This window comes from Bdellovibrio reynosensis (assembly GCF_022814725.1).
Taxonomy (GTDB): domain Bacteria; phylum Bdellovibrionota; class Bdellovibrionia; order Bdellovibrionales; family Bdellovibrionaceae; genus Bdellovibrio; species Bdellovibrio reynosensis.
The window spans coordinates 645,527-664,740 of sequence record NZ_CP093442.1 but is presented as its reverse complement, the minus strand read 5'-3'; the positions used below and the strand labels follow the sequence as shown (position 1 = coordinate 664,740).

Genomic DNA, 19,214 nt, shown 5'->3' with positions numbered 1-19,214 from the left:
CTACGCCTTCCTGCTATATGAACTCATCTTTACAGACAAGTTTTGCATATCTTCCTCATGGCGTCTATTCATTCTATCCAATTGATCTTTGTGAGACTCATTGAGTTGAGCCAATTTGGCCTCATACTTCTGAGCTAAAGAGTCTTTTTCCATCTTGATGGCTTTGTCTCTATCCTCACCGCGCTGAGAATACATATTTTCAAGGCGTTTGATTTCCTTTTGATTATGTTCTTTCATTTGCGCAATCTTATCTTCGTAGTTTTTTACAGTCTGCTCGAGCTTGCTGTTAAAACTGCTTTCCATATTTCTAAAGCGCTCAGTCATGACTTTATTGGTCGCAACTTGATCGTTCACGGTTTTATCACGGAACTGATCCATGCGATCCATATAATTTGATTTCATCGCTTCTAAATTATCGCCGTAATAACGATTTAGCTGGGCATTATCTTTATTGGTGGCATCCAAAATATTACGCACTCGGGATTCCGCATTATTTGCAACCTGGGTCACTTGATCCTTATGTTGCTGCAGAAGATTTTCTCTTTCTTCACGACGACGCGCATTCATAAGATTCATCTGGGACTTGTTTTCACGATCCGTGTTTTGCAAAAGACGGCGGTTTTCATCTAAGACCCGACCGATTCTTTCGTTGTTCAAATCCTTCATTGAATCCACGGCGTTTTCACGCTGTTCTTCAACCAAATCCATGCGTTTTTCATAGGCTTGAGTCAGATTCCGACGCTCAATTCCACGCAGTCTTTCATTCTTAGAAATCTCATTATTCAACTTGCCATTAAGGCGTTGAATTTGCGAGTCACGAGAACGAACTTGCGAGTTCAAACGACCGTTGACCGAGTCACGAAACTCTTCATTTTGCTCATCCATCTGGTTGGATTTTTGCTCTAATGCATTTTCGTATTTTTCGCGGATATTTCTACGCTCACCATCCATGATCATTTGTTTCATTTCGATGGCTTCGCCGAATTCCTGATTTTTATTTACTACAGTATCTGTATACTTCTGGGACCAGCGATCATTGTCAGCTTCCCGTTGGCGCTCTGAAGCCTTCAGGCGGCCTTCATAGCTTTTTCTCATTTCATTGGTTTCACGGTTGTTTTTAGCAAGGGTTTCCTGCTGTCCTTCAACCATAAGATCACGTTCTTTTTCATGGGCATTATTAAGACGTCTTGTAACGTCCTGGATGCCTTTTTGTGATTTTTCACGGGATTCATTCGCTAACCGTTGAAATCTTTCTTCTCTTTCTTCAGCCTGAGTACCAAATTTGCTTTCAATGTTTTCGCGTTGGGATGCCGCGACGTCATTGGCTTTCTTCAACGCACCTTCATAGGCTTCACGTTGCGCCTGCTTTTCGTTATAGCTATCTTCAACTTTATTGCGAAGTGCTTCACGATAAGTATTTCTAACCTCGTCGATTTTACGATTATTCTCTAGATCTTTTTCGTTAATATGTTCACGATTGCGATCTTTTAGCTCGGAAATTCGATTCTCATAATTTTCAGTAATAGCTTTAAGCTCTTCATTATGACGTTTCTCAAGACGTTTCACTTCCGCATTTTTGCGTTTAGTGCTTTCGCTTTCTTTGTTCTCATACTCTTCACGAGTTTTACGAATTACTTCGTCTTGACGCGAGCGATCCGAAGATGAAATAGAAGACATCCTATCCTCCCAGACCTCAGATTAACATGAGGTTTGGCAAAGGACTCTAGTTTCAATATGTGGAAAATTTAAAACAGGACTTGAGTCCTAACGATCAAAGACGCGAGAACGGTAGAGTTCACGCTGTTGCGCCTTCTCTAAAGCCTGGCGCTTTTTCTTTTCTTGAAGACGCTGATGGGCTTCCTGGTCTGAAGCGATCTTTCTTTCAACCAATGCCTGGTACAGGTCCGCACTCTTTTGCGTGAGATCGCCCCAATATTCTTTTGTGCGTTTCACCTTTGCCACAAAATCAGCCTTAGAGCCTTGCCACAATGAATTCCATAGAGGCAAATGATCTTTCATATCAATGGGCTTCACCATGCTGTAATGAGAGCGGCCGTCGACACCAAGGCCTTCCATCCAAAACTCAAAACCTTCGGGCACTTCCAAAGATTTACCATCGCGAAAAGTCACCTTTAGATCGGAATCTATGTTGCGCACAAGGACGCGACCGTTTTTTTCAATGGCCCAGTATTCTCCATGCTTTGCGCTTAAAGAACCGTGCAAAGTATCAACTTCTAGACCTTTGGAATCCTCGACCCAAAGAGATCCTTTGACTAGACGCCATTGGTTTTCAGACAAGCGCATTAAAGCGCTGCCAGCTCCGGCATGAAGTTTTTTGTCTTTTTTTGCGTAGTGAAACCCCGAACCCATAACTTGGATGGCGCAGGTTTCTTTTGATTTCATACAAGCCACTGGCTGTTCAAGAACGTCGCCTGAAGCCCGCACCCGGACCTCCACTTGAAATGCTAGAACAAAAATAAGGAGGCGACTGAACTTTTTCATCTTTATTCAACACTTTGTGCAAGTTTTCGTGCTTGCTTCTTTAAATCTTCACTTTTGAAATTCTTAGAAACTGCTTTGTAAATTTCGGCGGCTTCTTCAGTTTGATTGTTGAATTCACTGATCTGACCCATGCGCAAAAGAATGAATCCAGTCAGTTCGTGCTGCGGATACTGCGTCACCATTTGATCAATTTCAGAAAGACTGTTTTGAAAGTCTTTTTTAAGGAAATAACTTTCAGCGATGAAAAAGCGCGCTTCCACACTGTGTTTTGAAAGTGGGTATTTTGTTAATAACGAACGGAATTCTCTAACGGCTTTGTCATAGTCAGCCGCATTAAAGAAACTTTTTCCTTTTTCATAATAAGCCCCTGATAAATCAATGGATTCATCACTAGCAGGAGATCTTACAACGGATGCAAGATTTTGAAGCTCATAGTTTGCTTGAAGTTTTTTATTTTCTGGAAGGACTTGTGCAACACTTTGTTGGAAATCTTTAAGCTGATAAACCAAAAGAGAATTTGCGAATTTCTCTTTTTCGATTTCTTTTTTCATCAGCGCTAAACGCGCTTCGTATTGTTCGTGGCCATTGAAGTGCCCAACGAACACGGCATAGACGCTCATCACGCCGACAACCAAACTTAAACTGAAAACTAGAAATAAAGAATTCTGATTTTTCATGCCTTTCTTATCGGCAAAAACCGATAAAAATTAATCATTTCGGCATGAAAGACCGCCTACCTCCGATGGAAATAGGCGAAGGTGGTGAAGTTTACGGGACTAAAAACCTGAATCTCAATTTGAAACAGGGGCGTTGGAGGTATAAAAGACCTTCGCATCAAGATCCTTCCACTTCCCGTCTTTGAATTGCTTCGGGGCGACTCGACCTTTCATCTGCAAAAGACTTTGATCGGTTGTTGAATACAAAAGAAAAATTGGATCCACCAAAGCAGCAATAACAAAGCTTGTTGGTTTCATTCGAAGTTCAATCCATTTATTGGAGCCTTCAGAAGTCTCACGCACTTTTTTAAGGGTGAAACCCACGGTTTCAAGGCGATCCCAAACCGCAAAACGCACATCCATCTCTTTACCAGAAGCCAGGGCTTGCCAATTTTCTTTAACAAAGGCGTTGAAATTAGCGGTACTTAAAACGAAACCCTTCACTTTTTCTTCTGCTTCTTTTTTCCTCCCGTTAGGCCCTTCATACTCAAAGCGAATTTTATCTCCTTCCACTTTGAAGCGTCCTTTTTCTTGGGTCTGACCTTGATTGATTTCGTAACTTAATATCTTGGACCCTTGAAGGTGTCCTTTTTCAGTTATGACTTCTTTTCCTTGCAAATCGCGGAAGGTCGCAAGCGTGTGAACGCCGTCTGCCTTTTCGCTAGTCTCAATGGACAAAGTAAAAAGCTTTCTTTCCTCTTTGGTATTAAGTTCATGGATATTCGCCATTGTTGCCCCTTGAGCCAAAGTTAAAAAAGGCAATAAGAAAATAAAAAAAATGCTCACCTGAAAACTCCCTGTCAACGCTCTCTCTAATTTAAAAAACTTTATTAAAAAATACATATGATCCTTAACAAAGGGACATACAATGCACTCCTCCGCCTCCATCAAACTTCTTGACCAAATCCGCGGTGACTCTTAGTTTGCCTGCTCGTATTTTAGGAAGTGCATGATGAACAAGGCTCAATTAGTAGAACAGGTCGCGGAAAAAACAAAATGCACAAAGGCTCAAGCGGAACTTATCCTGGATGCCACATTAGAAACTATCCAAGAAACTTTGCAAAAAGGCGATGAAGTGAAACTTGTGGGCTTTGGAACTTTTTCGCGCAGCGCTCGCAAACCACGCCAAGGTCGCAATCCAAAAACCGGCCAAACTGTCAAAATCCCCAGCGCCTACGTGCCCCGCTTTAAAGCCGGAAAAGATCTAAAGGATGCTCTCAACTAGTTCGCGATCAAATTCGGGGCGGTCTTGAATTTTACACCAGCCGCTCAACCCGCTTTTCCATATAAATTGTTGCACTGAAATTTGCCCTTGCTGAATCCCCTGCTTTAGCTCCATAAGTGAAAACGGCCCCTCTTGCAAAATGCCTTTTCCCTCCGGACTTGGCACCAATAGAACCCAACATTTTTCTTCCAAGTTTTTCTGCAGTTCTTGTCCTTGCAGCGCTGGAAACAAGGCATCCTCAAAAACGCCCCAGTCTTTTGCGGGCATCCACCGATCGTCGGCCGTATTTGAAACTAGTGACTGGGGCCCGATTTCACCGCGATGTATGCGTTGGCGAATTTCTTCGAATGTCAAAGGTCCTTGGGGTTTTAAATTCTGGTGAAAATACCATGAAACATTTTTCATAATTTTTCTCGCTTGCTGTGAAAAGGTGCCGGCAAAGATTCAATCACTTCTAAAATATCATAATAAGCTAAATTAAAACTTTCTTTATCCACCGCTCTTTTTAAAAAACTTTGAATCGTCGCAGCGGAAATCAGCTTTTTACGATAACCGCCATAAAGTCTTTCCCCCAGCATGGCGCCTAACAAATTAGCGGCAACTAGATAGCTTAAATTTTTTCGAGGACGGGCCTGCAGGCGATGCTGAGGCACCCCTGTGATCACCATCAGCTCATGCATTTTTTGCGACAAAGCGAGCTGCAGGGCTTCTTTACCCAAGTCAGAAGGCCCGCGCGATGCTAGGCTTGATTTGATATCAGCAATCGTATCGGTTTTTCTTTTGTGATTGATAATTTTAGAGCCAAAATAAGCGACAGCTTCATTCCAGATAAGACCTAAAAAATCCTTTGCCGGATCCGTAAAAACTTTCTCGGTCTGACTGCTTAAAGCGTGGATGTACCGCGTGGCCAAGGCCGCCGCATGATTTACAGTCCCGCGCGCCAGATACGCTGCTTGAATTTCCGGAAGATAAAAAGACATGCGTTCACTGATCATGGCTTCAATCCATTTTAACTTCTTGGCATCATAGTTCTCGCGAAGTTGGGTCCAAAAAGAGGAATCTTGAGCGGTATAAACAGAAAGATCGGCTAATGTCACAGTCAGCCCCAGCTCTTCAGAGATGATTTTTACGTACCGACCCACATGATCTGTATAGTCGAGCGCATACTCCTCATCATCCTCGTCATCTTCATCAAGTTCTAGATCATAAGCCTGCTCTAAGTACATAAGATAATTCTGCCATTTCACCCAAGGCGGAACACTCATCAGACAAAAGACGTTTTGCGAAATACGCACCAGATCGGTGTTTGCTTCAATTTCACGACTAAGAAGTTGAAAGAAAATTTGTTCGGCATTTTGAAAGATTCGCAGGATTTTTTTCGCGAAGGGTCTTCCCAGCTGCACCTCAATTTGTTGCGGTATATGGGATTTTGCTAAATGCAAATCTCCATAAATCGCAAATACCAGGTGATCAGGATATTTGCCGACAAGCTCTGCGATTTTCTTTCCGGCATAAACATCCCGGGACTTTAAAGTCGTGGCATTTCTTTTTTTATAACTTTTATTAATGCCATACACGGAAATCTTATGTTTCTGAGCCCAACGCATCAGGGGCCGATAATGTTCCCACGGGAACCCCCATTTGCTTTGCCACTGTACGGCCTTTAAAAACTCTTTTTCTGACATTTTGCCAGAAAGGTAGCTGTTGATTTTTTCTTGATCGGCGGCCTCAAAAAACTCCACGGCGATGACCACTTTGCGGTCCTTAGGGAGCTGACGCAAAATACGCATTTGTGCACGCTGGGACTGATGAAGCGCGTGAAAGTCCCCAATTAACAAGATCTGAGAGCTTTTGATTTGCTCTAAGAGTTCTTCTTTAGTGGAAGTTGTCCACTTTTTTGCAAACTCACGATGATAGGTTTGGCGATAGTGCATCAACTCCGGAGAGTCTTCACCAAGTCGATGGCGTACTTGCTTTTCCATTTGCAAGTACAAGTCTTTTCTAATGCGGATCCACTTCTGCAGGTCGTTCAAGCTGTCTCTTCCTTGAGATGTTCATCCGATTTTTACATAATTTTTATTGATTTCAAACACGAAACTACGATTCAATGGGGGGCATGAAAACTACAGCCAACAGAAACAAGCTTCTTCTTATGTCGATCCTCACCACGATGGCTGCCATCGGGGTTCATATTTACCTCACCATCCATTTTTATGGCATCAAATATGGTACCGCTGAAGGACCTTCATTTTGCAATATCAATGAAGTGATGAACTGTGACGCTGTGACAGCAAGTAAGTTTTCTGCCTTCCTTGGCGTACCTATCGCATTATGGGGAGTGGTTACTAACTTAGTTCTTTTATACTTTATTTTCGTAACCCGGTCCCGCCTGACTCAAGATACTGCTAAGACATCGCGCTACACTTTCTTGATTTCACTAATCACAGTGGTGGCGTCCGTTGTAATGGGCCTTATTTCTTTCACTGCCATTGGTAACCTTTGTATTTTCTGTATCGCTGCTTACATCTTTTCAATCATCGGATTCGTGGGAATTTGGCTGACGACAGAAGACTTAAACGCCAGCAATATTAAAGAGGACATCAAAGATATCTTCGTAACTGAGCGTTGGGTTGCGGGTTTCTTGATCGCAATTCCGGCTTTTGCGTTTCTAGGCAACTTTATGTACCTAGAAAGCTCAGGCCTTGCTCAACTTGAAAAAGTAGCAGCTGAAAAAGTCGCTTACTGGCAAGTATCACCTGAAGTGAAATTCGACATGAACCAAGGCTTGGTTCTGCAAAAAGGCACGGGCGAAGCCAAGATGGTAATCGTTGAATTTGCTGACTTCCGTTGCCCGCATTGTAAACACGCGGCACCGACTTTACATTCATTCGTAAACACTCACCCTGATGCGAAATTGATCTTTAAACCATTCCCATTGGACGCGAGCTGCAATGATGTGATTCCTCGTGGCGATGGCATTTCCTGTGGACTAGCAGCTTCCGTTATCTGCGCAGAAAAAATGGCGAAAAAAGGTTGGGCTGCCCATGACTATCTTTTTGAACATCAGGAAGAAATCATTAACACCCAGAACTTGGATAAAAATATGGAAGGACTTTCTCAAGGATTAGGTTTGAACCTTGAAGAGTTAAAGTCTTGCATTAAGGATGCGGCGACCATGGATTCTGTGCGCAGCATGGCAAAAGAAGGCGCAACGGCTCAAATTCAAGGAACTCCTTCAGTTTTTGTAAACGGCAGGTTGCTGAACGGGGGACAATTAATCCCAGTTCTTGAAGCGGCTTACAAAACGCTGAAGCAGTAATTTAGATTCCGATTTTTAAAGTGATCCAGTCGGCAAACTGCCCGAATATATCGTCAACAACGATAAAGGTGGTTTGCCCAAGTCCATTAAAGACCTCAAGCCAAAACCCTAAAATCAAGATTGCAACGACAGCAACCCAAGCTGCACGAACAACATAAATCGTTGAGCGAACATCTTGAATACGCAAATCGCCTTGAATTTTCTCAACAGTTTTAAGGATATACTGAAGCTCTCTAAAGTGTTCTTTAAACTTCTCGCGCAACTCTTGTTGCTTTGCACGGGTTAAAGAATTGATCCCCGGGAAACTTCTTTTTGCTTTAATTGCATAAATTAAGTCCGTGGAATGATGAATAAAGCGCGTGATCTTTTCTTTGAAATTAGGATATTCCGACGGCTCATCTAAAAAAGACCGCAGCTCTTCGATGGCTTGATCATATCTTTCATCCAACACCCAAGTCAGAATGCGATAACGGAATGAATCCGGCTTACCTAGATCGGACTTATCGACACCCACGTCAAATAAATTTGCCGGAGCTTCGCTTTGTGCTTTTTGTTGTTCTGGGACTGCTTCGTCTTTCAGTGCCGGTAATGCCATACTAGACTTTTCGGATTATTTATAAAGAGATGTAGGGTTTTTAACAACCTAAAGGTCTAGTCTTGCGACGTTGGTTTGACTATTTCTGACTCATATTGAGAAACTTAAGACTAGGTCACCTAGACTTCATGGAGGAGGGCTATGGAAACCGATACTTTTCAGACGTCGATATTAGCAAATCTGGATTTTTCTTCGGACTCTCAGGCGGTGCCGCAAGTACCCCTTCCTGATGAAATTCCCCGCAGAAAAGACTTGAGCCATTTGCCGAAAGAGATTTTAAAATCTTCAACGGTGGAAAATCTTATTTCGCAAAATGAAGACCTTATGGCGCGCCTGAAGGTGTCTTTGCGTCGTCTTTCCATTTTAGAAACTGAAAATCAAAAACTCAGCGAAGAAAATAGCAAAGCTAGAATGTCACAATCTTCAGTGACAGATCAAATTTTGGTATGGAAAGAAAAAGACGGCCTTTGGAGACAAAAAGTTGATCAGCTAGAGCGCGAAAAGGAAATTTACAGCGAAAAGCTACGCGCCTTAACTGAGAAAGCCCAAAACATGGGTGCTGAACTGGCACGTCATGCAAAGTACCACGATAAAATCAAAAATCAGGTGAAACCTTATGTTTCACAACTTAAAGAGTATTCTCGCCTGCAAGATATTAAAGTGGCCGAACTGGAATCAGCCCTTGATCACAAAGAAGCCCAGCTTCGCGATCTTCGTGCGCAAATTATCGAAGTAACAAAAAATTCCCGTTATCAAGTTGAGGCTTCAGAGAAAAAGTCCCAGGAAATGGTAAGTTTCTATGAGGAACAAATCCAAAGCCTGAACCGCGAACTTCAAATGCTTCATCAAATTCAAGAAGATCTTGAAGTTAAGACGTTGAAGCTTCACACGGCCTTGGAAAGACAAGATTCATTGGAAAATGAAGTCGTCACACTTCGCCGCAGCAAAGATGACATGAAAGAGCGCTTAGAAAAAGAAATCGAGCGTCTTCAAGATCGTCAAAGCGAACTGACTCGCCAAAATCAAAAGTTGGGCGTGGAACATGCAGATTTACAAATCCGCGTGGTCGAAGATCAAGCGCGCATCGAGAGTTTGGAAAAAGAAAAATACCAAATTCAAGAGCAGCTAGAAAGCCTTCGTTATATGTGGAATGCCAAGAATGACGAACACGAAAAGCTCAAAGTTGCAGCCAGCGCTTTAGAGCGCTTGAACCTTGAGCTCAGTCAGAAATTAAATGAACTTCGTAAGCAGGATGGGCTCTAGAAACTTTGTAGAGCCCCTTCGATACTTTCATGCACCTCTAATGCATTACAGCCAGAGAAACTGAAAAGGCGCTGAAAATCTGGGGTTAATCCCGCGATTTTAGCGTTTAATTTTTTATTTGAATTCAGATCATTTAGAACGCCGAAAAAATTTTGAATTCCAGAAGACCCTACGAAACTGATATTTTTCATGCAAAAGACGACTTTTTTATCCGTAAAGTTTTGCAGGCAGGCATTCTTAAAGGCATGTGTCTTTTCGATTTCGATACGACCACTTAAAGACACAACAGCGATTTCTCCATCCAGAAGAATCTTTACATTCATTACTGACCTCATCCCGTGAAATATTCTTGCTTGTTTTTTCGGCGGAATTTCGTGACGTTTTGAGTCCAAAAAGAGGCCAGTCACTAACGCCTCGACAAACGACTGCCTGGTCCCTACAATAATTTGGTGTTTCAGAATCTAATCACGTTGTTATCAGCATTATTTATTCTTTTGCTCGCAGTAGGTCCTGCCGCCGATGCCGCTGAACCTACAGCAAAAATTCACGGCATTTTGATCAACGCTGACAGCATGTACCGCGACACCGAAAAAGAAATGGCAGAACTTGAAGGCAATATCCAGATCGTTTTTCAGGGTCAACATATCAAAGCCGATCGAGCGCGCATTCATCTTCGCGTTCGTCAGTTAGAACTTTTCGGCAATGTTGAAATCATGGATTCGAAAAACACGATTGTGGGCGATCGCATCTTCCTTGATTACGATAACAACACCGGAATTATTCATAATGGTTATGTGCAATCAGGTTCCGTGATGTTCACAGGAAGCTTGCTGCAAAAAACCGGAGACAGTTCTTATCTTGTGAATTCCGCGGATTACACAGCTTGTACAAACTGTCCGTCTACATGGAGTTTTTCAGGAACAACCGTGCGGGCCGAATTAGGCGGTTATGCCTACATTAAAAACGCCGTTTTACGTTTTGGTCACGTTCCCGTCTTCTGGCTTCCGTATTTGATTGTTCCACTAAAGAGCGATCGTCAATCAGGATTATTGACGCCCAATTTTGAAAGTTCAGAAAAAGGGGGATTTGCAATTTCCCAACCTTACTTCTGGGCGATATCCCGCAGCAGTGATGCAACTATTGAATTAAAAGATTATTCGAAGCGGGGTTTAAAAAGCTTATTAGAATATCGCTACCTTTTAAGCGACACATCTGCGGGCAATTTTAGCACTGGGATGATTTACGATGAAGCCTTTGCTGAAGATCCCCGTTTAAACAGGTTCCGCACTGCTGAACAAAAAAATGAGCCACTTCAACGTTGGTTTATTTTATATAATCACTATAACGAACTTCCTGATGAAGGCATTCATCGTGCTTCGATCAACCTTGCTAGCGATTTGCAATATCCAAAAGACTTCCCGACTGAAACTTTGAATCATGGTGACTCTGCCATGGAAAATCGCGTTTCTTACACTCGTAATTTAAGCGATCAACATTATAGTATTGATGCTTCCTACTATGTAAATATGCTGCACGCGGATCCCTTAGCTGGAAACAACGATGCTGTTCACCGTGCTCCGGAATTGCGATTTTCCCAAAGCCAAAAAAGTATTGGTGAATCCAATTTTCTTTATTCCGTTGATTTGAATTTAGTCAATTTCACCCGCGCCGGGAATGCTTATGATGACATGACGGAAACGACAACGTCTGATGGCGCTGTCATTCGATTTCCAAAAAACACCTGCAACAGTCCAAACTGGGAAGATGATCCTAACTGTGAGCGTGTGTATGATGGCTCTTACGATCCTGCCACAGATTTTATTCGCACCGGCCAAAGAATGGATGTTCGCCCCACTTTGATTTATCCAGTGAAACTGGGTGAAGGCTTAGATCTGTTGCCAAAATTGAGTTATCGCGAAACTCATTATAATTTTAACATTGATGAAGATCCGTATCTAGTGCGCCGCTATCTTCGCACAGAGCTGAGCGGTCGATTCAACTTAAGCCGTATTTACGGTGACACTGTCAGCAGTAAGGCGACTCGATACAAACACGAGATCGCGCCAGAAATTACCTACACCCGTCTTCCATGGTTTTCCCAAGACAATCATCCTTTCTTTGGCACTGGTAATTTAGTAGACGCCCCTTATTCTTCCCGCGATAGCGTGAATGATTTGGACATCGGAAGTGATTTCGGCGCGCAGTTTGATTACAACGACCGCGTTTACGATCGTAATTTAATGACTTTTGCGGTGGTGAATAAGATCACAGAAAAACGATGGATCTCGGATCGACCTGAGTATCGCCAAATTGGATATTTAAAACTTGCCCAGTCCTATGATGCCACCCAAGAAGGAAAAATCGCAAAAGAGCCATGGTCAGACATCAATGCGACTTTGGATGTTCGTTTAGATAGCATTCAAACTTACTCGATTTTTAATTATTTTCCCTATCAGAACGTCACGAACTCATCGTCTCGCGTTCGTTTGATGAACAATGCTGGGCAGTTTGTGCAAGCCCAACTGACTCGCCAATACAAGATCACCCCGGGCCAGCCGGTAAACACCACAAATCGCCAAGAAGACTACACTTTTTCCGCAGGCTTTGTTTCGAAGTATCTCAATTTGATGGGTAAATTTGTCTACGATGCAAACTTCAATCAAGTTCGTGGCGACAGAGTTAAGTCGTGGGCCTATATCGCGCAGTTCAAACCACCCGGTGATTGCATGTTGATCACATTCATTCATGACAAGGTTTCCGGCGGGGACACCAACTTAAAACTTAATTTTGAATTTACTTTCGACGGAGTTCAAAAGGCCCCTATCGCCCCTGAAGCCTTGGATCTTTACGGATTCTAATTTTATTATTTAAAATTTAGAAGTTAAACAGAGTGCTGGTCACAGACACCCCTTGAAGCTTGCCATCTTCGAAACTTGGAATGATTGCAAAATCAGGCTCTTGATGGGTCACTGCGGGTTGGGAATTTGCATTGTAAAGACCATAGCCAATTCCAGCATACAGTCCCAAAGAGGCCCCCTTAGAGACATTTCCCCAAGATTCACTAGGTTTATCAGTAAAGGCAAGACTGACAACACCGGCCGTTGCACCAATCACCGTTCCCCAACCACAGCTTTTCAAAAAAGTTTTCAGCCCTTGTGCATGACCGGTTTGAGCGAAGATAAGAATTAAAAGCGCAATCAGGGTTTTGTTTTTCATAACCTATTGTCCCCTTAACCGAAGGCTCTTCGTCAACCACTGATATCTTCGATGACGGTGACTTTCCCTTCTTTTGTGACAAAGGCCCAGTGAACCTCTACTAAAGAATCAAGACGATCTGATAAAAATTGAAGAGCCCTCACTAGGCGATTTTTTTGCCGCTTACCAATGCGAAAATTTTGAAAGGCAGAAATATTATTGGTTTTCACTTCAACCATCAGGACGTGGTTGTCAGGTGTTCTAAAAAGCAAATCGACTTCGGCAAAAGGAGTTTTCACCCGTTGTGCGATCAGATCAAAGCCGACATCTTGATAGTAGCGAATAACCCTGAGTTCAGATTCAAGACCTTGTTGATGGCTCCAGTGGTTTTTAGGGAAATTATTCTTCTTGTCTTCACTCCGACTTCGTCGGAGTAGGGTCTGCGACGTATCCAGGGACGAATTCTTTAACGCCCGAGAACGATTTGCGGTGCACGTCGCAAGGTCCATGGGCTTGGATGCTTTCCATGTGAATGGCTGTAGAGTAGCCCTTGTGCGCTTCAAATCCATATTGAGGATACTTTCCCGACAACTCTTTCATGATGCGATCCCGGGTGACCTTAGCCACAATCGAAGCCGCTGAAATCGGGGGCGCACGCAAATCACCTTTAACGATGGTGGTTTGCTCAAAAGATCCTGCCAGTTTTGGAATTTTCATATTTCCATCAATCAAGACATGACCACTTGTGACACCCAAAGCTTCCACTGCCCGCTTCATCGCAAGCAAAGATGCTTGTAAAATATTGAGTTCATCGATTTCTTCCACCGATGCAAAACCAATCCCCACATGATGTTCTTTTAAAATAAGTTCTGCTAATTCTTCGCGACGTTCTTCGGAAATCAATTTTGAATCCGTGACGTCTTCACTTAAGGCATCTGATTTAAAAATCACGGCAGCCGCATAAACAGGCCCAGCAAGGCATCCACGGCCTACTTCATCGACACCAATTACTGGCTCAGGAAAATATTCGCGCCAATTCACTTTAGGATACTCATTTTTCTTCAGTACCTTTTTCGCAGCTTTTTTCTTAATTAAGATTTTCTTAACTGCAGATTTCTTAGATGCTTTTTTCTTTGATGCGGATTTTTTTGATACTGCCATGAGCTCTCAACGTGTCTTGAAAATTTTCAGGCATCGTAGTGAGAAACTAGCCCTTGGTCAAAAAGAATGCGACGGCGAAGCCGAGCCAAGAAAGGCTGGAAGAGCGACAGCTCAAAATAGTTCAGCCGCAAGGCGGAGGATCTCGGCTGCAGCGCAGGCGTAGCAGCGCTACGTCGGAGCGAAAGCCGAGACCGCACAACGCACAAAAATGCCATGAGGGCATTTTTGCGCGAAGCCCGAAGGGTTGAGGGCAGGAGCCCTCAACAGTCGGATGAGCTATTTTCAGCTGTCGCGGAAAAATAAAAAACCCAGAGTGTTTGCACTCTAGGTTTTTCAATTTTCTAAATGTGAAATTTAGGTTTTTTGACTGCTAATTATGCTTCTGTAGTAGCTGCAGATTTAGCAGATACCAGTTCAGATTGAATCTTAGCAGCTTTACCTTCAAGACCACGTAGGAAGTAAAGTTTAGAACGACGAACTTTACCAGTGTTTACGATTTCTACTTTATCCAAAGCAGGGCTTGCGAACGGGAAAGTTCTTTCAACGCCAACACCAGCAGAAATTTTACGAACTGTGAAAGATTTCGCAGCACCAGATCCTTGGATCTTAGTTACGATACCTTTGTAAAGCTGAACACGTTCTTTTTCACCCTCTTTAACTTTAACGTATACGTTAACAGTATCGCCAGAGTCGAACGATTGAATGTTTTTGTTAGCAGCTTTTACACTTACGCGACGAACCAGGTTTGTTTCTTTAGCCATTGCTTAATCCTTGTAGCAGTCAATTTTCACAAAAAGTAAAACAAGGGTCTACCATGGACCCATTACGCGGTCAAGACAGATACTTACTGCCGATCTCACAGAAAGATGGCGATAATCTTTTGGGGGAGCCCCGCGGATACTCTCCAAGACTCCAGAGCAAGACCCAATAAGCTGTTCGGTCATACCGTTTCCGGTACCAAATAACATAAAGACCGGCTTTTTTTCTACATGCATTTCATTGCGCAGCTCGGCAAAAGCGTACTTTCTTTTAGCCCACTCCACGCGAGCCGAAGTCGCAATAGTGAGGCAATCCGGGGCATTCCAGTCAGCAATGGCTGCTTCCACACTGGAAGCCGTTTTAACCATTGTTAAAGCTGTTTTTCTCATAGGGTTGAACTTAGAGCCTTGCCCTGTTCTCCAGTGGTCTAAGACCCTCTCAACGAACATGAGCTGCTCTTCCATGGGATGGATGATGTAATATTTTTCCACTCCATAGACTTGGGCCGCACGGGCGATGTCATGGATATCAAAGTTCGTGATATTTGTGGCCACCGTTTTTTGCATACGATCGCGAACTGGATAGTGAACTAGGCCGATCGCCAAACGTGGTACATAAATTTGATTTTCTTCAGACATTGAAATCTTCCTCGCGCAAATCAGCTAGGCCTAAAACTTCACGCTCTTGTGGAGGCAAATTAAGAAAAAACTCCTTCAGTTCCTTTATTGGAGCCGCGGTTTTTTTCTTTTTTAATGAATTATATTTTTCAGTTTCAACCTTGATGTATTCACGAAATAAATCAGGACGCTTTTTTAAAGTCACCAGAGCAGAAACTTTGTCTTTCCACTCCCCGATCACTTTGTGATTTCCGCCCACTAAAACTTCTGGCACATCCTGCCCTAAAAATTCACGAGGGCGAGTGAAATTGGGTTGCTCTAAAAGTCCGTCAGAAAAACTGTCTTTTTCCGCAGACTCCCCGTGGCCCAGAACGCCAGGGATAAAACGAGCTAACGCATCGATGATAACCAAAGCCCCAAGCTCCCCGCCCGATAGCACGTAATCACCAATAGAAAGCTCTTCATCGACATATTCATTGATGATGCGTTGATCGATACCACCATAACGACCACAAATAAAAATCAGATGTTCTTCTTTAGAAAATTCTTTGGCGATCGCCGCATTCAGAGTGCGACCTTGCGGGGAAAGATAGACAACCTTTGAAGTATTATGTTGCACTTTTTCGATGGTTTTTTTCAAAGGCTCAGCAAGCATAATCATGCCGTCGCCGCCACCGAAAGGTCTATCATCGACTGTGCGATGTTTGTCTTCTGTAAACTCTCGAGGTGTGTGAGCTTTTACAGAAAGCAGATCACTCTTTACAGCCTGACCAAGGACACCGTGTGAAACAGCGCCCTCAATCATTTCTGGAAAAAGAGTGATCACATCAACTTTAAGCATTAAGCGTTCTCTAGATCAAAAAGACCCTCTGGCAAATCCATGATCACTGCTTGATGTTTGAAATCGATTTTTTTGATGAACGCATCAACGAAAGGAACTTCCGCTTTCTTACCATTAGCTTCAACAACAAGAAGATCTTGAACGCCATTAGAAGAAAAACCAACGATCTCGCCAAGCACAGTTTGCTCTGGATTTTTAAGTTTGAAGTTTTTAATTTCAGAAAGATAGATAGTCTCACCAGGTTTAGAAACCAAAAGATCTTCTTCGATGAAGAACTCAAGATGCTCAACACCTTCAGCTGCAGTACGATCCGCAATTTCAGCAGCTTTTACGATGATACCTTTTTTAAAAGGCTTAGTACGTTCCACTGTGTAAGTTTGAACTTCATCAGAATCTTTAGCTTTCAAACCAAAGCTCTTCATGCGCTTAGCCCAAGAAATATCACCAGAAAAAACAAGAACGTAAAGATCCCCTTTAAGTCCATGGGCTTCTCTAACTTTACCAACCAATTTCATCGTAACTCCTAAAAAAGTGGAACAAATCTAAGCACTTTGCCTCTTAAGCTCCAGCAAAAACTAAAATCCAAGACTATAAGGATATTTTTTCCACAGTAGACAACACTAAAGACACCTAAACTATCACTTAAACTACCGATCCGGTGACGCACCATAGACCCAAAAAAGAAGCAGGCACCTATTAAGCGAAGCGCTCCCCACACGAGGCGGCGAAAGCCGACGAGCCTCCCAGAGCGACGACGAAGTCGAGCCAGCAACGAGGGCGAGGGAGCGATCAAAATAGTCCAGGCGCAAGGCGGAGGATCTCGGCTGAAGCGGAGGCGTAGCAGCGCTACGTCGGAGCGAAAGCCGAGACCGCACAACGCAGTCGAATGGGCTATTTTCATCGCTCCCGTCAATGACAGCAGGGAAAAAAGAAAAAGGGCTGTTCGCAAGAACAACCCTTTTTCGGATATAATAAAAGAAACAAGTTCTATTCGACGATGTCGAGGTGATAGCGCTTATTCAGCTTCGTACCTGCTGCTCTGATGATAGTTCTCATCGCAGCTGCGGTTTTACCTTGCTTACCAATAACTTTACCAAGGTCTTCTTTATCAACCTTTAAAGCTAGAAGCGTGGTTTGCTGACCAGGGATTTCATCAACTTCAACATTTTCAGGCTTGTCTACTAGAGATTTCGCCATGAACTCAACGAGGTCTTTCAAGCTATCCATAATTACCCCCAACTAATAGTACCTTATACGATATTAAATCGTATTTCGATCAGTGCCAAATACTATTTAGCTTGAGCCAATTTGATAACGTGTTTTACGCGATCAGTAGGTTGAGCACCTTTTTTGATCCACTCTTCTACTTTAGCTAGATCAAGCTCAACTTTTTTGTCGTTACCACGTGGAGTTGGGATGTAAGTTCCAAGAATATCAAGGAATTTACCAGTAACATAACGACGAGAATCCGCAACAGTGATGCGGTATTTAGGTTCATGCTTAGCGCCCATACGAGCCAAACGAATTACAACTGCCATATCTAAAAACCTCTTAGGCTAAACCTCTTGTTCAAAACAGTAAGTCCAAGTGTGTACCGGGATACCAAATAAATATCAAGCTTTAAAATGGGAACTTCATTCCGCCGCGACCCATTCCCATTTTCATAAGGCCACCCATCATCTTCTTAGCCTCTTCAAACTGCTTTACCAGCTTGTTTACGTCCTGAACTTGAGTACCGCTACCGTTAGCGATACGCATGCGACGCGAAGCGTTTAGAATCTTTGGATTCTGTCTTTCTTGATAGGTCATCGAGCGAATGATCGCCTCAATTTTTTTCATTTCAGCATCAGGCGGAGTCATATTCTTAAGCTGCTTACTTAAGTCCCCCATGCCTGGTAAAAATTTCATAATAGTTTCAAAGCCACCCATCTTCTTAAGACTTTGGATTTGAGTTAAGAAATCTTCCAGAGTGAATTCGTTCTTCATGATTTTTTTAGCAGAATCACGAGCGGACTTTTCATCAATCACTTCTTGGGCTTTTTCCACCAAAGAAAGAACGTCACCCATATCAAGAATTCTTCCAGCCAGGCGATCCGGATGGAAAACTTCTAAGGCAGCAACCTTTTCACCAACCCCTAGGAATTTAATTGGAATGCCTGTGACTTCACGAATAGAAAGGGCGGCACCACCTCTGGCGTCACCGTCTACTTTGGTTAAAACTAAACCCGTCAGGTTCATCGTTTTATGAAAGCCCTCAGCCACGTTCACGGATTGCTGACCCAACATTGCATCAGCCACCAAAAGCGTTTCTTGCGGGGCCCAAATGCCTTTCAGGCGACTTAATTCACCCATCAACTCGTCATCAATCTGCAAGCGGCCTGCGGTATCGACGATAACAACATCAACCATGTGGTCTTTAGCCCATTGTTTTGCTTTTTCTAAAATCTCTTCAGGCTTCATTCCAACTTGGGTTGGGAAGGTTGGAATGTTGTTTTGTTTTCCAAGGGTTTGAAGTTGATCGATTGCTGCTGGACGGTAGATGTCGGCAGGAATCATCCCTGGTTTTTTTCCAAGTTTTTGGCGGATGTATAGCGAAAGTTTAGCAGCCGTCGTCGTCTTACCGGCACCTTGCAAACCCACTAAAAAAATCACACTTGGATTTTCGCGCACGTTGATTTCAACGGCCCCGCCACCAAGCACGTTCACAAGTTCATCGTGAACAATCTTAACGAACATCTGTCCTGGATTTACGTTTTGCAAAACCTCTGCGCCCAGGGCTTTTGCTTTTACTTTATCGATGAAAGTTTTTACGACTTTAAAATTTACGTCGGCTTCAAGCAGACTTAAACGGATTTCCTTAATCACTTCTTCGATATTGGCTTCAGTGATTTTGCTTTGCCCACGGACCTTTTTCAGGCTGGCCATGATTTTGTCAGATAAATTCTCAAACATAGGAGCTCCGTATTTTCGTGAATTTATTGATTTAACCTATTGCTGAGGGAATGACAAAGAAGAGCGTGG

The 19,214-nt window shown here is 43.1% G+C and carries 22 protein-coding genes; 4 read left to right on the top strand and 18 right to left on the bottom strand.

The window, feature by feature from the left end; all coding sequences use genetic code 11:
• The 4 genes from MNR06_RS03070 to MNR06_RS03055 form a co-directional block, all read right to left on the bottom strand.
• Positions 1 to 1,677 (bottom strand): hypothetical protein, encoded by a 1,677-nt coding sequence (locus MNR06_RS03070; RefSeq protein WP_243538553.1) that lies wholly within the window; start codon positions 1,675 to 1,677, stop codon positions 1 to 3.
• Positions 1,678 to 1,764: 87 nt separating this feature from the next.
• The gene (locus MNR06_RS03065) at positions 1,765 to 2,445 is read right to left on the bottom strand and encodes a hypothetical protein (RefSeq protein ID WP_243538552.1); all 681 of its coding nucleotides are present in this window, start codon (positions 2,443 to 2,445) and stop codon (positions 1,765 to 1,767) included.
• A 59-nt stretch (positions 2,446 to 2,504) separates the two neighbouring features.
• Positions 2,505 to 3,179 carry a tetratricopeptide repeat protein gene (locus tag MNR06_RS03060; protein WP_243538551.1) on the bottom strand — a complete coding sequence of 225 codons (675 nt, stop codon included), beginning with the start codon at positions 3,177 to 3,179 and terminating at the stop codon, positions 2,505 to 2,507.
• Positions 3,180 to 3,293: 114 nt separating this feature from the next.
• Positions 3,294 to 4,004 carry a hypothetical protein gene (locus tag MNR06_RS03055; RefSeq protein WP_243538550.1) on the bottom strand — a complete coding sequence of 237 codons (711 nt, stop codon included), beginning with the start codon at positions 4,002 to 4,004 and terminating at the stop codon, positions 3,294 to 3,296.
• Between the two features lie 166 nt (positions 4,005 to 4,170).
• On the opposite strand from MNR06_RS03055, the gene MNR06_RS03050 reads away from it, so the two are divergent.
• Positions 4,171 to 4,443 (top strand): HU family DNA-binding protein, encoded by a 273-nt coding sequence (locus tag MNR06_RS03050; RefSeq protein ID WP_243540803.1) that lies wholly within the window; start codon positions 4,171 to 4,173, stop codon positions 4,441 to 4,443.
• On the opposite strand, the gene MNR06_RS03045 is transcribed toward MNR06_RS03050, so the two are convergent.
• On the bottom strand, positions 4,423 to 4,848 hold the full coding sequence (locus MNR06_RS03045; protein ID WP_243538549.1) for a DUF4339 domain-containing protein: 426 nt from the start codon (positions 4,846 to 4,848) through the stop codon (positions 4,423 to 4,425). The genes MNR06_RS03050 and MNR06_RS03045 overlap by 21 nt on opposite strands.
• Positions 4,845 to 6,476: a ChaN family lipoprotein gene (locus MNR06_RS03040; RefSeq protein WP_243538548.1), complete on the bottom strand. Its 1,632-nt coding sequence runs from the start codon at positions 6,474 to 6,476 to the stop codon at positions 4,845 to 4,847. Before MNR06_RS03040 ends, MNR06_RS03045 begins: the two co-directional genes overlap by 4 nt.
• An 83-nt stretch (positions 6,477 to 6,559) precedes the next feature.
• Here MNR06_RS03040 and MNR06_RS03035 point away from each other — a divergent pair, with 83 nt between their 5' ends.
• A complete protein-coding gene (locus tag MNR06_RS03035) occupies positions 6,560 to 7,762 on the top strand; it encodes a vitamin K epoxide reductase/DsbA family protein (protein WP_243538547.1) in 1,203 nt (400 codons plus the stop codon).
• Position 7,763: 1 nt separating this feature from the next.
• Here MNR06_RS03035 and MNR06_RS03030 read toward each other — a convergent pair whose 3' ends face one another.
• Positions 7,764 to 8,357 carry a hypothetical protein gene (locus tag MNR06_RS03030; RefSeq protein WP_243538546.1) on the bottom strand — a complete coding sequence of 198 codons (594 nt, stop codon included), beginning with the start codon at positions 8,355 to 8,357 and terminating at the stop codon, positions 7,764 to 7,766.
• A gap of 141 nt (positions 8,358 to 8,498) precedes the next feature.
• On the opposite strand from MNR06_RS03030, the gene MNR06_RS03025 reads away from it, so the two are divergent.
• A complete protein-coding gene (locus MNR06_RS03025; protein ID WP_243538545.1) occupies positions 8,499 to 9,620 on the top strand; it encodes a coiled-coil domain-containing protein in 1,122 nt (373 codons plus the stop codon).
• On the opposite strand, the gene MNR06_RS03020 is transcribed toward MNR06_RS03025, so the two are convergent.
• A complete protein-coding gene (locus MNR06_RS03020) occupies positions 9,617 to 9,943 on the bottom strand; it encodes an STAS domain-containing protein (RefSeq protein ID WP_243538544.1) in 327 nt (108 codons plus the stop codon). The genes MNR06_RS03025 and MNR06_RS03020 overlap by 4 nt on opposite strands.
• 126 nt (positions 9,944 to 10,069) lie before the next feature.
• Here MNR06_RS03020 and MNR06_RS03015 point away from each other — a divergent pair, with 126 nt between their 5' ends.
• Positions 10,070 to 12,478, top strand: coding sequence for an LPS-assembly protein LptD (locus MNR06_RS03015; RefSeq protein WP_243538543.1), 2,409 nt, complete (start codon positions 10,070 to 10,072; stop codon positions 12,476 to 12,478).
• A 16-nt stretch (positions 12,479 to 12,494) separates the two neighbouring features.
• On the opposite strand, the gene MNR06_RS03010 is transcribed toward MNR06_RS03015, so the two are convergent.
• The 10 genes from MNR06_RS03010 to ffh all read right to left on the bottom strand — a co-directional run bounded on the left by MNR06_RS03010 (position 12,495) and on the right by ffh (position 19,145).
• Positions 12,495 to 12,836 (bottom strand): hypothetical protein, encoded by a 342-nt coding sequence (locus MNR06_RS03010; protein ID WP_243538542.1) that lies wholly within the window; start codon positions 12,834 to 12,836, stop codon positions 12,495 to 12,497.
• Between the two features lie 32 nt (positions 12,837 to 12,868).
• Complete coding sequence (locus MNR06_RS03005) at positions 12,869 to 13,159, bottom strand: YraN family protein (RefSeq protein ID WP_407933236.1); 291 nt, start codon at positions 13,157 to 13,159, stop codon at positions 12,869 to 12,871.
• 70 nt (positions 13,160 to 13,229) lie between these two features.
• A complete protein-coding gene (locus MNR06_RS03000) occupies positions 13,230 to 13,976 on the bottom strand; it encodes a ribonuclease HII (protein ID WP_243538540.1) in 747 nt (248 codons plus the stop codon).
• Positions 13,977 to 14,350: 374 nt separating this feature from the next.
• The gene (rplS, locus tag MNR06_RS02995) at positions 14,351 to 14,737 is read right to left on the bottom strand and encodes a 50S ribosomal protein L19 (RefSeq protein WP_243538539.1); all 387 of its coding nucleotides are present in this window, start codon (positions 14,735 to 14,737) and stop codon (positions 14,351 to 14,353) included.
• A 48-nt stretch (positions 14,738 to 14,785) separates the two neighbouring features.
• Positions 14,786 to 15,373, bottom strand: coding sequence for an RNA methyltransferase (locus MNR06_RS02990; protein ID WP_243538538.1), 588 nt, complete (start codon positions 15,371 to 15,373; stop codon positions 14,786 to 14,788).
• A complete protein-coding gene (gene trmD, locus MNR06_RS02985) occupies positions 15,366 to 16,193 on the bottom strand; it encodes a tRNA (guanosine(37)-N1)-methyltransferase TrmD (RefSeq protein WP_243538537.1) in 828 nt (275 codons plus the stop codon). Before trmD ends, MNR06_RS02990 begins: the two co-directional genes overlap by 8 nt.
• Positions 16,193 to 16,708: a ribosome maturation factor RimM gene (gene rimM / locus MNR06_RS02980; RefSeq protein ID WP_243538536.1), complete on the bottom strand. Its 516-nt coding sequence runs from the start codon at positions 16,706 to 16,708 to the stop codon at positions 16,193 to 16,195. Before rimM ends, trmD begins: the two co-directional genes overlap by 1 nt.
• A gap of 472 nt (positions 16,709 to 17,180) precedes the next feature.
• Complete coding sequence (locus tag MNR06_RS02975; protein WP_038446499.1) at positions 17,181 to 17,420, bottom strand: KH domain-containing protein; 240 nt, start codon at positions 17,418 to 17,420, stop codon at positions 17,181 to 17,183.
• A 62-nt stretch (positions 17,421 to 17,482) separates the two neighbouring features.
• On the bottom strand, positions 17,483 to 17,731 hold the full coding sequence (gene rpsP / locus MNR06_RS02970; RefSeq protein ID WP_243538535.1) for a 30S ribosomal protein S16: 249 nt from the start codon (positions 17,729 to 17,731) through the stop codon (positions 17,483 to 17,485).
• Between the two features lie 82 nt (positions 17,732 to 17,813).
• Entirely contained in the window at positions 17,814 to 19,145 is a 1,332-nt protein-coding gene (gene ffh, locus MNR06_RS02965; RefSeq protein WP_243538534.1) for a signal recognition particle protein, read from the bottom strand.
• Positions 19,146 to 19,214 lie beyond the last annotated feature (69 nt).